The sequence below is a fragment of the Ensifer sp. ENS06 genome, assembly GCF_014852205.1.
Lineage (GTDB): Bacteria > Pseudomonadota > Alphaproteobacteria > Rhizobiales > Rhizobiaceae > Ensifer > Ensifer adhaerens.
On sequence record NZ_JACVBC010000001.1, the window covers coordinates 1,748,652 to 1,761,520 of the forward strand.

Sequence of the window (12,869 nt, forward strand, 5' to 3'; positions counted from 1 at the left end):
CCGATGATGCTGGCTGGCCTTGATCCGAAGAAGATTGTCGAAGCACAGCGAGAGATCACGATCGGGCCGGTGCCCTCCGGGGCCGAGGCGCTGATCCTTGCTGAGCTCGCCCGCGCCGGCCAGCCGGTCGCCTACATTCTTTCGGACGGCCAGCGGATCGCCGATCTTGAGCAGGTCCTCTCATTCGTCGCGCCAGACATTCCGGTGCTCACTCTTCCCGGCTGGGACTGCCTTCCCTATGACCGCGTCTCGCCGAGCGCCGACACGTCGGCACGGCGGCTGGCGGCGCTGAGCGCCTTGATTGCGCACAAGAAGAAGCCGCATGCGGCGATCGTGCTGGTGACGGTCAACGCCGCCCTCCAGAAGATCTCGCCGCAGGACGTGATCCAGAGCCTGGCGTTTTCGGCCCGTCCGGGCAATCAGGTGCGTATGGACGACATCGCGATGCGGCTGGAGCGCAACGGCTTCGAGCGTGTCGCGACCGTGCGTGAGGTTGGCGAATACGCAGTGCGCGGCGGCATCCTCGATGTCTTCGTGCCGGGGAGCGGCGAGCCGCTGCGCCTTGATTTCTTCGGCGATACGCTCGAAACAATCCGCTCGTTCGATCCGGCAAGCCAGCGCACCACCGGTCAGGTCCGCTCCCTCGATCTCAATCCGATGAGCGAGGTGTCGCTGACGCCCGAAACGATCAGCCACTTCCGCAAGCACTACCTGTCGCTGTTCGGCGCGACGACCCGCGACGACGCGCTTTACCAGGCTGTCTCCGAAGGCCGGCGCTATGCCGGCATGGAGCATTGGCTGCCGCTGTTCTATGACGGGCTGGAGACAGTCTTCGACTATCTCGACGGCTTCCGTATCGTCACCGATCATCTGGCGCGCGAAGCTGCGGCTGAGCGCTCGAAGCTCATTCTCGACTATTACGACGCCCGTTTGGCCTCGGCGTCTCCGGGCAAGGCGCAGGCCACCCAGGGTACGCCCTACAAGCCGGTTCCGCCGGAGCTGCTATATCTGAGCTCGCAGGGCTTCAACGCCGGCCTGAGCTCACGCGACGCCATTCGCCTGTCGCCCTTCAACGAGCACGAGGGCGAAGCCCGCCAGGTCATCTCGGTCGATGCGCGCCAGGGCATGCGTTGGGCGAAGTCGGCGGGTGAGGGCGAAGCCGAAGACGAACGCGTCAACGTCTTCGATCAGGCGGTCAAGTACATCGCCGAGCGGCGCTCGAAGGGCGCCAAGGTGGTGATTTCAGGCTGGAGCGAAGGATCGCTCGATCGCCTGCTCCAGGTTCTCGCCGAACACGGTCTCGGCAACGTCAAGCCCATCAAGGCACTCGCCGAGATCAAGTCGCTGAAGCCGGGCGAGGCGGCCTCGGCCGTGCTCAGCATCGAAGCCGGTTTCGAGACGGGCGATCTCGTCATTATCGGCGAACAGGATATTCTGGGCGACCGCATGGTCCGCCGCTCGAAGCGGCGCAAGCGCGGCGCCGACTTCATCGCCGAGGTGGCTGGTCTCGACGAGGGCAGCTATGTCGTGCACGCTGAACACGGCATCGGCCGTTTCGTCGGCCTGCGCACCATCGAGGCGGTCGGCGCCCCGCATGATTGCCTCGAGCTCGTCTATGCCGACGATGCCAAGCTTTTCCTGCCGGTCGAAAACATCGAGCTTCTGTCGCGCTACGGTTCAGAAGGCACCGATGCGATCCTCGACAAGCTCGGCGGCGTCGCCTGGCAGGCGCGCAAGGCCAAGCTCAAGAAGCGGCTGCTCGATATGGCGGGCGGCCTCATTCGCATCGCCGCCGAACGCCATACGCGCCGGGCGCCGGTGCTCGCCGCACAGGACGGCGTCTATGATGAGTTTGCCGCCCGCTTCCCCTATGACGAGACCGAAGACCAGCTGAACTCGATCGAGGCGGTGCGGGAAGATCTCGCCAGCGGCCGTCCGATGGACCGCCTCGTCTGCGGCGACGTCGGCTTCGGCAAGACGGAAGTGGCGCTTCGTGCCGCCTTCATCGCTGCCATGAACGGCGTTCAGGTCGCGGTCGTCGTGCCGACGACGCTGCTTGCCCGCCAGCACTTCAAGACCTTTTCCGAACGGTTCCGTGGGCTGCCGATCCGCATCCAGCAGGCGTCGCGCCTCGTCGGTTCCAAGGAACTGGCGCTGACGAAGAAGGAAGTGGCCGATGGCAAGACCGATGTCGTCGTCGGTACGCATGCGCTGCTCGGCACGTCGGTCAACTTTGCCAATCTCGGCCTCTTGATCATCGACGAGGAACAGCACTTCGGTGTCAAGCACAAGGAGCGGCTGAAGGAGCTGAAGTCCGACGTGCACGTGTTAACGCTTTCGGCGACGCCGATCCCGCGCACGCTGCAGCTTGCCCTGACCGGGGTGCGTGAACTGTCGCTGATCACGACGCCGCCGGTCGACCGCATGGCGGTGCGCACCTTCATCTCGCCCTTCGATGCGCTGGTGATCCGGGAAACGCTGATGCGCGAGCACTATCGCGGCGGCCAGAGCTTCTATGTCTGCCCGCGCCTGAGCGACTTGTCGGAGATCCATGATTTCCTGAAGTCGGACGTTCCGGAGCTGAAGGTAGCCGTCGCCCACGGCCAGATGCCGGCAACCGAGCTCGAAGACATCATGAACGCCTTCTATGACGGCCGTTACGATGTGCTGCTGTCAACGACGATCGTCGAATCCGGTCTCGACGTACCGACGGCCAACACGCTGATCGTGCATCGTGCCGACATGTTCGGTCTTGCGCAGCTCTACCAGCTCCGCGGCCGCGTCGGCCGATCGAAGGTGCGCGCCTTTGCGCTGTTCACGCTGCCGGTCAACAAGACGCTGACGGGCATGGCCGAGCGCCGGCTGAAGGTACTGCAGTCGCTCGACACGCTCGGTGCCGGTTTCCAGCTCGCAAGTCACGACCTCGATATCCGCGGCGCTGGCAACCTGCTCGGCGAAGAGCAGTCGGGCCATATCAAGGAGGTTGGCTTCGAGCTTTACCAGCAGATGCTCGAGGAAGCGGTCGCCGAACTCAAGGGTGAGGAAGAAATCCACGACACCGGCTGGTCGCCGCAGATTTCGGTCGGAACGCCCGTCATGATCCCGGAACACTATGTTCCGGATCTGCATCTGAGGCTCGGCCTTTATCGTCGTCTCGGCGAACTGACGGACTTGGAGGAGATCGACGGCTTCGGCGCCGAGATGATCGACCGCTTCGGTCCGCTGCCGATCGAGGTCCAGCATCTCTTGAAGATCGTCTACATCAAGTCGCTCTGCCGCACGGCGAATGTCGAGAAGCTCGATGCGGGGCCGAAGGGCGTCGTCGTGCAGTTCCGCAACAAGGAATTCCCGAACCCTGCGGCACTGGTGGGTTACATCGCCAAGCAGGGCACGCTTTCGAAGATCCGGCCCGACCAGAGCATCTTCTTCCAGCGCGAACTGGCGACGCCGGAAAAGCGCCTGTCCGGTGCAGCAATGGTGATGACGCAGCTCGCCGGGCTGGCGAAATAAGAAAAAACCGTACTGCCGCGTGGTGCGGCAGTACGGTCAAGGTCTGTCGAGCAAGTCTGTTTCAGGTCGTGCCGAGATCAGTTCGGCTTGCCGCTCGCCTTCATCCCGGCGATTTCGCGCAGCGCATTCGTCAATACATCGACCGATTGCGCGCCCATCACGGCATATTGTCCTTCGAGGATGAAGCAGGGAACGCCGGTCACGCCCATCTCGCGGGCCATGCCAACCTCTTCCTTGACCGCATCCTTGTCGGCATCGGAGCCAAGCAGAGCCGCAACGACGGGGCGATCGAGCCCTGCTTGCTCGGCGATATCGAGCAGGACCGCGTGATCACCGACATTGCGGCCTTCTTCGAAATTGGCCTTGAACAGCAAGCCGACGACGGCCGACTGCGCCTGCTCGCCGTTGGTCGCGGCCCAGCGGACAAGCCGATGAGCGTCAAGCGTGTTCGGGCTGATCTTCACCGCATCGAAGTCGAAGGCGATGCCGTCGGCATTGCCGAGTTCGCGCAGCGTGTCGTGGGCGCGATCGACGGCCGCCTGGCCGCCGAGCTTCTCGGCAAGATGCCGCTTGTGATCGATCCCCTCGGGCGGCAGGTCGGGATTGAGCTGGTAGGGGCGCCAGTTGACCGTGACCAGCACGTCCGGAAGATTGGCAATCGCCTGGTCGAGCCGCGCCTTGCCGAGATAACACCAGGGACAAACAACGTCCGAAACAATATCGATGCTGACGGTTTGCATGGTGTGGGCGCCTTTCCTTGTTCGGTTGAAGGCGAGATAAGCCGGTTTCATCCGGCTTTCAATGCGTTACCAAAAGGGAACCAACCCTCTATTGTGCGTTTTGATCCCACCAGGTCGGAAGCTGGTAGCCGTAGAGCGGCATGGTATCGGGCCGGCCGATATGCTTGCGTCGCGCCACCCACTGTGCGTCGAGGTGATAGAGCGGCACCAGATAGGAATTGTTGACGAGCAACCGGTCATGCGCACGCACCGCCGCCGTGAAGTCTTCGCTCGTGCGGGCCTGCAGGATGTTATTGACCATCCGGTCAACGTCCTTGTCGGCGACGCCGGCGAAGTTGTCGCTGCCCTGCCGGTCGCGCGCCTGTGAGGTCCAGCGCCCGGCCTGCTCGATGCCGGGTGACAGCGTCGAGGGGAAGGATTTGATGATCACGTCGTAGTCGAAGGACTGGCTGCGCTGCTGGTACTGCGAATCGTCGACGGTGCGCACGGACGCCTGGATGCCGAGAGGTGCGAGAAATCGCTGGTAGGCGAGGGCGATTTTTTCCTGGCCGGCATTCTGGCTCATGATCTCGAACGCGAGCGGTTTGCCCTGCGGGTCGACCATCTTGCCGTCCTTGATCTGATAGCCGGCCTCGCGCATCAGCGAGACAGCAACACGCAGCACGTTGCGATCGCGCCCGGACGCGTCGGTCACCGGCAGGCGATAGGTGCCGTCGAGGATCGCCGGGTTGATTCGATCGCGGGCGTCGCCGATCAGGCCGAGTTCGCGGTCGTCGGCCGGTGCGCCGAGAAAGCTCAGCGCCGAGTTCTGCCAGTAGCTCTGCGTGCGCGTATAGGCGCTGTCGAAGAGGTTCTTGTTGACCCACTCGAAGTCGAAGACCAGCGCCAGGCCCTGGCGGAGCTTCAAGTTGTCGAACATTGGCCTGCGGGTATTGAAGACGATGCCGAGCATGCCGGACGGCGTCTTCGGCGTGAAGGTTTCCTTGACGACCTCGCCGGAACGAACCGCCGGGAAATCGTAGCCGCGCGCCCACTTGGTGGCGCTGCCTTCCGGATAGATGTCGATCTCGCCCTTCTTGAAGGCTTCGAACAGCGAGTTCTCCTGGAGGAAATACTCCACGGAGATCTCGTCGTAATTGTCCTGGCCGACCTTCGAGGGCAGGTCCTTGGCCCAATAGTCCGGGTTTCGCTTGTAGACGATGCGCTCGCCCGGTTTCACCTCTGCGACGCGGTAGGGGCCGGAGCCGAGCGGCGGCTTCAGCGTGGTCTGGTCGAAGGTCGCAAGGTCGATGGCATGTTTCGGCAGCACCGGCGACAGGCCGAGCAGGAGCGGCAGCTCGCGGTCGGCATCCTCGGTGAAGGTAAAGCGCACGCTGCGCTCCCCGACCTTTTCGAGCTTCGCCACCTTGGCCATGCGGTTGCTGAAGGGGACACGCCCCTTGTCACGCAGCAGCTCGAAGCTGAAGATCACGTCCTCGGCGGTAACAGGTTGCCCGTCGGCCCAGCGGGCCGTCGGGTTGAGATTGAACTGGATGAAGGTCCGGTCGTCATCCCACTCCACTGTTTCGGCGAGCAGGCCATACATGGTGAAGGCCTCGTCGCGCGAACGCTGCATCAGCGATTCGTAGACGAGGTTGCCGTATTCCGGATCCCACATGCCGCGCGCGGTGGTGCGCATGCTCTTCAGGATGAAGGGATTGAGGCTGTCGAAGCTGCCGACGACGCCATAGGAGATCTTTCCACCCTTTTTTACGTCCGGATTGACGTAGGGAAAGTTCTTGAAATCGGCAGGCAGCGCCGGCTCTCCGTGCATGGCAATCGCATGCACGGGAGCGGCTGCCGCAGCAGTGCCGAATGAAGTGGCGGTCAGGATCAGCGCCAGACCGGAAAGAATTGCACGCAAGGTCACCTCCCGTGAGGGGTATCAACAGGCCGATTCCCCGAACGTTACCAATGCCGACGGATGAATCCAACCGATCCGCGGTCCAAATTCCGCCTAGTATGAAGTCAAAAAATGACAGGAAACACTGGATAATCGAAGCGAGCCAATGTAACAGGTGTTTCCGGAAACGGGGTCATGCATTTGCCTTATTTGGCCAACAGGACAACGGCGGCTGACGATACTCACCTGCGGAACAACTGTTCCGTTACCGGATTTCAGGAGACGGAATCACAATGATCTTCAAGTCGAATATTGCAAAACGTTCGGGCATGGCAGCGCTGGCGCTCACTGTAGCTGCTGCGGGCGTTCCGAGCGTTGCGTCTGCACAGCAGGCTGGCGGCAAGCCGCCGCAGGGCTGGTTCAAGGTTTGCACCAAGCAGGAAGACAACGATGTCTGCATCGTTCAGAACCTGCTGACCGCCAACAACGGCCAGCTCGTGACCGCTGTCGGCCTCATCACCGTCTCCGGCAAGGTCAACCGCAAGATCATGCAGGTTTCCGTACCGTCCGCGCGCCTCATTCCGACCGGCGTTCAGATGCAGATCGACGGCGGCAAGCCGGTCAAGCTCGACTACGCCATCTGCATGCCCGACAAGTGCGTTGCAGAAGCGCCGCTTTCCGACCAGCTGATCGCCAGCCTGAAGAAGGGCAATGAGGTCGTCTTCACCTCGGTCAACTTCCAGCGCGCTCCGAACCCGATCAAGATGGCCCTGACGGGCTTCACCGGTGTGTTCGACGGCGAGCCGATCGAGCAGTCGCAGCTCGAAGAGCGTCAGCGCCTGCTGCAGGAAGAAATGCAGAAGAAGGCCGAGGACGCGCGCAAGAAGCTTGAAGAAGCCCAGAAGGCTGCCAAGCAGAACTAAGCGGTCCTCCGCAAACTCATAAAGAAACGCCCGGACCTCGCGGTCCGGGCGTTTTCATTTGTTCGAGAGCGCAGTGCCTTAGTGCCGGAACGTCGCCTTGGGCCTGTAGTGGCCGACGCCATCTTTGTCGAACAGGGCATCGACTTGCGCGTGGCGCATCGGCCGGTCGCTGTCGTCGAATTCCAGGTTCTGCTCGGAGACGTAGGCGACATACTCGCTGTCGTCGTTCTCGGCGAACAGGTGATAGAAGGGCTGATCCTTGCTCGGGCGGATCTCCTGCGGAATGGCGTTCCACCACTCCTCGGTGTTGGCGTATTCCGGGTCGACGTCGAAAATGACGCCGCGGAACGGGAAAACCCGATGGCGAACCACCTGTCCGATCTCGAATTTGGCGTTTCTCTGTTTCATGACGCAACACATCCTTTCAGGAGATTATCTGGGTTGGCGAACCCAAAACATCAATAGGGAATTCCCTACACCCTCCATTGATCGATCTCGCCGCGCGTGTCCCGCGGACGCGCAAAAGTTGTTGGCAACATAATATCACACAATTCGACGGTTTCGTGCCGCTCCTTGTTCAGTGCGCTCGCAATCGTGCGCACCAAAGAAAAGGCCGGCGGCTCCGTTTGAGGAGCCGCCGGCCCTTGAGCACGGCTTGAACCGGTTGCCGATGCCGCCGGTTCCAATGGTTTTAGACCGAGTAGTACATGTCGTACTCGACCGGATGCGGGGTCATTTCGAAGCGCATGACTTCCTGCATCTTAAGTTCGATGAAGGAATCGATCTGGTCGTCGTCGAAGACGCCGCCGGCCGTCAGGTACTTGCGGTCCTTGTCGAGGCTTTCCAGCGCTTCGCGCAGCGAGCCGCAAACGGTCGGGATCTTCTTCAGTTCCTTCGGCGGCAGGTCATAAAGGTCCTTGTCCATGGCCTTACCGGGGTGCAGCTTGTTCTTGATGCCGTCGAGGCCGGCCATCAGCATGGCTGCGAAGGCGAGGTAGGGGTTGGCGGTCGGGTCCGGGAAGCGGACTTCTACGCGCTTGGCCTTCGGGTTGGTGCCGAACGGGATGCGGCACGAAGCCGAACGGTTGCGTGCCGAATAGGCGAGCAGAACCGGTGCTTCATAGCCCGGGACGAGACGCTTGTAGGAGTTCGTCGACGGGTTGGTGAAGGCGTTCAGCGACTTGGCATGCTTGATGATGCCGCCGATGAAGTAGAGGCAGGATTCCGACAGGCCGGCATATTCATCGCCGGCGAAGGTCGGCTTGCCGTCCTTCCAGATCGACAGGTGTACGTGCATGCCCGAGCCGTTGTCGCCGAAGATCGGCTTCGGCATGAAGGTTGCCGTCTTGCCATAGGCATTGGCGACCTGGTGCACGACGTACTTGTAGATCTGCATCTTGTCGGCGTTGCGCACCAGCGCGTCGAACTTGACGCCGAGCTCGTGCTGGGCGGCCGCCACTTCGTGGTGATGCTTTTCGACGGTGACGCCCATTTCGGACAGAACCGTCAGCATTTCAGAGCGCATGTCCTGGCAGCTGTCGATCGGCGGAACCGGGAAGTAGCCGCCCTTGACGCGCGGGCGGTGGCCGAGGTTGCCGGTTTCATAATCGGTGTCGTCGTTCGACGGCAGTTCCGAGGAGTCGAGCTTGAAGCCGGTGTTGTACGGGTCGGCCTTGTACTTGACGTCGTCGAAGACGAAGAATTCTGCTTCCGGGCCAACGAAGACGGTGTCGCCGATGCCGGATGCCTTGAGGTAGGCTTCAGCCTTCTTGGCCGTGCCGCGCGGGTCGCGGTTGTAGGATTCGCCCGAAACCGGATCGAGAATGTCGCAGATGATGACCATCGTCGACTGCGCGAAGAACGGGTCCATATGCGCTGTTTCCGGATCGGGCATCAGCACCATGTCGGACTCGTTGATGGCCTTCCAGCCGCCAATCGAGGAACCGTCGAACATGACGCCATCGGCGAACATGTCTTCGTCGACGCAGACCACATCCATCGTTACGTGCTGCAGCTTGCCCTTGGGATCGGTAAAGCGCAGGTCGACGAACTTGACGTCGTTGTCCTTGATTTGCTTCAGAATATCGCTTGCAGTCGTCATTTGCCGTTATTCCCTGTGTGAGATGACGAGGATTTGAAAAGAACCGGGCCGAACGGCCCGTGATGTCAGATGGCGTCGAGGCCGGTTTCGCCCGTGCGAATTCGGATGACTTCTTCCACATTGGAAACGAAAATCTTTCCGTCACCAATGCGGCCGGTTTGCGCGGCGTTGCGGATCGCCTCGATGACGGCCTCCGCGTTTTCATCCGCCAGCACGACTTCGACCTTTACCTTCGGCAGGAAGTCCACCACGTATTCGGCGCCGCGATACAGCTCCGTGTGACCCTTCTGCCGCCCGAAGCCCTTGGCTTCCGTGACGGTGATACCCTGCAGACCGACTTCCTGAAGGGCTTCCTTCACTTCGTCGAGCTTGAAGGGCTTAATGATCGCTTCGATCTTTTTCATGAGAAAATGTCTCTCCGCTTCTCCCTTGAAAGCAGGATCATGCCCGCTCGCCCTGAATATGCACGTTGCATGCCAGTTTTTCTGCGAAAATCTGTCAGAACGACAAAAAATCTGCTGTCGGCGCGCCGATTGCGGGATTTCCATACCTTCGGCGGGCGCGATCTGCCTATTTTTTATGATTTCCGATCTAGAGATGCCCGCTTTTTGCGGCGCCTCCGCGTCATTGCTGGCGCAAAGCTTGTTATTTGAGCAACAATTATGTGCAAATGCATGATTTTAAGGCAATCGTGAAGGGGGAGCTGAGGCCTTGCTTCACGCGCGTGGGCATGGATAAGTCTGGCCCATGCGCTCCGACCTTCAGCACCTGTTGATCACGCCCGCCGAAATGACGGCAATCGACCGGGCGGCAACCCAATCCGGCATCGATAGTTTTACGCTGATGCGCAACGCCGGACTGGCGGTGACGGCGGCGGCCCTGCGACATTTTCCGGATGCCCGCCGCTTCGTCGTGCTCTGCGGTCCAGGCAACAATGGCGGTGACGGGTACATCGCAGCCCGCGGCCTTGCCGAAAGCGGGGCGGATGCCGCGGTGTTCGTCCTCGGCGATCCCGCCAGGCTTCAAGGCGATGCAGCGCGGGCCTGGTCCGACTGGAGTGGTCCTGCTGCGCCAATCTCTGCATTCGAACCACAGGCTGGCGATGTCGTCATCGATGCGCTCTTTGGGGCGGGCTTGTCACGCGACCTCCCTGACGACGTCGTTCACCTTATAGAACGGGTCAATGCCAGCGGCGTTCCGGTCGTTGCCATCGATCTGCCGAGCGGCATCGACGGCCGGACGGGCGAGATCCGGGGCGCCGCCTTTGCCGCTCGCCACACTGTCACGTTCATGGCGCCCAAGCCCGGTCATTGGCTTCTGCCCGGGCGATCCCTCTGCGGCACACTCAAGGTGTTCGATATCGGCATTCCCGCGCGCATTGTGCGTGCCGGCGCAGGTTCGCTGCGCCTCAACGCGCCGTTCCTCTGGGCGGGCTGGGGAGGTGACCTGGCGGCCTCGACGCACAAGTTCAAGCGCGGGCATCTGGCCGTTTTCTCAGGCGACCGCCAGGCAACGGGCGCGGCGCGACTTTCGGCGGCAGCGGGCCTTGCGGCTGGCGCTGGCCTGGTTACCGTCGCCACCGGCAAGGCCGCGCTCGGCATCAATGCGTCTCATCTGACGGCGGTGATGGTGAAGGAGATAGACGGAAGGCGGGAGCTTACCAAATGGCTACAGGACCAGCGCCTGGGAAGCTTCGTGCTTGGGCCCGGTTTTGGCATCGGCAAGACGGCGAGGGACTTTGCGCTTGCGCTCTGCGATCGCTCTCTGGTGCTCGACGCCGATGGCATCACCTCGTTCCAGACAAACCCCGGCGAACTGTTCGCGGCGCTGGCGAAAGGCGGCGGGCAAATGGTGATGACGCCGCATGACGGCGAGTTCGCTCGCCTCTTTCCGGAGATCGCCGGAGACCATGGGCTTTCGAAAATCGAGAAGGCGCAGGCCGCGGCGCGGGCGAGCCATGCCGTGATCGTCTACAAGGGCGCCGACACCGTCGTTGCCGCGCCGGACGGACGGGCCGTCGTCAACAACAATGCGCCGCCGTGGCTGGCAACCGCCGGATCGGGGGACGTACTTGCCGGCATCGTCGGCGCGCATCTGGCGAAAGGAATGCCGGCCTTCGAGGCGGCGGCCGCCGCGGTCTGGCGCCATGGCGCAGCGGGCGCCAAGGCAGGGCCAGGCTTGACCGCTGAAGCGCTAATCGGCGCGATACCGCCGATCAGCTGATCGAAAACGCGCGCCCCGACAAGTCACCGCTTGAAAAGGCGACGTACGCCGCATCCGGAACGTATGCGCAGTTAGCCGCGCGTGCCCTTGGCGATCGGCTCCTGGTAGGTGAAGCCCAAGTCCCAGGGGAAATAGATCCAGGTGTCCTGGCTGACTTCGGTCACGAAGGTATCGACGAGCGGCCGGCCCTTCGGCTTTGCGTAGACGGCAGCGAAATGCGCCTTCGGCAGCATTGCCCGTACTTCGGCCGCGGTCTTGCCGGTGTCCGTCAGGTCGTCGACGATCAGCACGCCTTCACCGCCGTCCTTGGTGATTTCAGGCGTGATGCCCTTCAGCACTTTCATCTGCCCCTGCGTGTCGTAGTCATGGTAGGAGGCGACGCAGACGGTTTCGATCATCCGGATATTGAGTTCGCGCGAAATGATCGCGGCCGGAACCAGGCCGCCACGGGTGATGCAAACCATGGCACGCCATTCCTGGCCGTTGTCGGCTAGCCGCCAGGCAAGCGCCCGGGCATCGCGGTGGAACTGGTCCCAGGAAACGGGAAAGGCTTTATCGGGCAGCGACATGGGTGGGCTCCGGCTTGTCTGAACGAGGGTAAGGCGAAGCGTCCGGCAGATCGGGCAGGCGGGAACGCGTCATCCTGATTTGCCGACATGCAATAACGGCATTGAGGCCTTGAGTGCAAGGGCTTCGCGCTATCCCTTTGCCCGCGCATCGGCGATTGCCTGGATCATCGCCTGGACATCAGCCTCCGCTGCAGCAAGCGCTTCCGGATCGCGGGCCCGCACGACGATATCCGTCGAGAAGGTCTTGCCGTCAAATTTCGGGTAGGAGCCGATGCTCGTCTCCGGATGGTTCTTCTGCACTTCGGTCAGCGGGCTGCCGATATCGCCCTCGCCGAAGGGCGAGCGTACGGTGCGGGAGAGGAGGGGCGAGCCGACGTTCAGGCCGGGCAGCAGCGCGTCGAGCATGGCCTGGAAGACCTGCGGCACGCCGGCCATGACATGCACGTTGCCGATGGCGAAGCCAGGCGCTGTCGATACCGGGTTGGGGATATGGCGTGCACCGAATGGCATGCGCGCCATGCGCTTGCGCGCGTCGGTAAACTCCATGTTGCGGCGTTCGTACATGGCTCCGAGCAGCGCCATCGCTTCGGGCTCGTAGATGCATTCGACGCCGAAGGCGCGAGACACGGCATCGGCCGTGATGTCGTCATGCGTCGGGCCGATGCCGCCGGATGTGAAGACGTAATCGTAGCGGCTGCGCACCGCATTGATCGCCTCGACGATCGCCGCCTCGTCGTCGGCGACGATGCGCACTTCCTTCAGGTCGATGCCGACCATGGTCATCATGTCGGCGAGGTGACCGATGTTCTTGTCCTTGGTTCGCCCCGACAGAAGTTCGTCGCCGATGGCGACCATGGCGGCAGTGACGACTTTTATGCTGCTCATCGGGTGATCCTGTTTGTTTAGTCAGTCATTTAACAG

10 protein-coding genes are annotated in these 12,869 nt (G+C 62.0%); 3 read left to right on the top strand and 7 right to left on the bottom strand.

Annotated features, from left to right (window positions below):
• The first annotated feature begins 6 nt into the window (after window positions 1-6).
• The gene (mfd, locus tag IB279_RS08670; protein ID WP_113188737.1) at window positions 7-3,510 is read left to right on the top strand and encodes a transcription-repair coupling factor; all 3,504 of its coding nucleotides are present in this window, start codon (window positions 7-9) and stop codon (window positions 3,508-3,510) included.
• A 77-nt stretch (window positions 3,511-3,587) separates the two neighbouring features.
• On the opposite strand, the gene IB279_RS08675 is transcribed toward mfd, so the two are convergent.
• Window positions 3,588-4,250, bottom strand: a complete 663-nt coding sequence (locus tag IB279_RS08675; RefSeq protein ID WP_113188738.1) for a DsbA family oxidoreductase — start codon at window positions 4,248-4,250, stop codon at window positions 3,588-3,590.
• 88 nt (window positions 4,251-4,338) lie between these two features.
• On the bottom strand, window positions 4,339-6,153 hold the full coding sequence (locus IB279_RS08680; RefSeq protein WP_113188739.1) for an extracellular solute-binding protein: 1,815 nt from the start codon (window positions 6,151-6,153) through the stop codon (window positions 4,339-4,341).
• A gap of 272 nt (window positions 6,154-6,425) precedes the next feature.
• Between IB279_RS08680 and IB279_RS08685 the strand changes: the two genes are divergently transcribed.
• On the top strand, window positions 6,426-7,055 hold the full coding sequence (locus IB279_RS08685) for an invasion associated locus B family protein (RefSeq protein WP_034791027.1): 630 nt from the start codon (window positions 6,426-6,428) through the stop codon (window positions 7,053-7,055).
• Window positions 7,056-7,133: 78 nt separating this feature from the next.
• Here IB279_RS08685 and hspQ read toward each other — a convergent pair whose 3' ends face one another.
• The 3 genes from hspQ to IB279_RS08700 form a co-directional block, all read right to left on the bottom strand.
• Window positions 7,134-7,463: a heat shock protein HspQ gene (hspQ, locus tag IB279_RS08690; protein WP_034791060.1), complete on the bottom strand. Its 330-nt coding sequence runs from the start codon at window positions 7,461-7,463 to the stop codon at window positions 7,134-7,136.
• 283 nt (window positions 7,464-7,746) lie between these two features.
• On the bottom strand, window positions 7,747-9,156 hold the full coding sequence (gene glnA, locus IB279_RS08695) for a type I glutamate--ammonia ligase (RefSeq protein ID WP_034791062.1): 1,410 nt from the start codon (window positions 9,154-9,156) through the stop codon (window positions 7,747-7,749).
• Window positions 9,157-9,221: 65 nt separating this feature from the next.
• Window positions 9,222-9,560, bottom strand: a complete 339-nt coding sequence (locus IB279_RS08700; protein WP_003528058.1) for a P-II family nitrogen regulator — start codon at window positions 9,558-9,560, stop codon at window positions 9,222-9,224.
• A 343-nt stretch (window positions 9,561-9,903) separates the two neighbouring features.
• On the opposite strand from IB279_RS08700, the gene IB279_RS08705 reads away from it, so the two are divergent.
• Window positions 9,904-11,379 carry an NAD(P)H-hydrate epimerase gene (locus IB279_RS08705; protein WP_113188667.1) on the top strand — a complete coding sequence of 492 codons (1,476 nt, stop codon included), beginning with the start codon at window positions 9,904-9,906 and terminating at the stop codon, window positions 11,377-11,379.
• Window positions 11,380-11,450: 71 nt separating this feature from the next.
• Here IB279_RS08705 and gpt read toward each other — a convergent pair whose 3' ends face one another.
• Together gpt and IB279_RS08715 are read right to left on the bottom strand one after the other, a co-directional pair.
• Window positions 11,451-11,948, bottom strand: a complete 498-nt coding sequence (gpt, locus tag IB279_RS08710) for a xanthine phosphoribosyltransferase (RefSeq protein WP_034791068.1) — start codon at window positions 11,946-11,948, stop codon at window positions 11,451-11,453.
• A 129-nt stretch (window positions 11,949-12,077) separates the two neighbouring features.
• Entirely contained in the window at window positions 12,078-12,833 is a 756-nt protein-coding gene (locus tag IB279_RS08715; RefSeq protein ID WP_112975409.1) for a competence/damage-inducible protein A, read from the bottom strand.
• Between the last annotated feature and the right edge of the window lie 36 nt (window positions 12,834-12,869).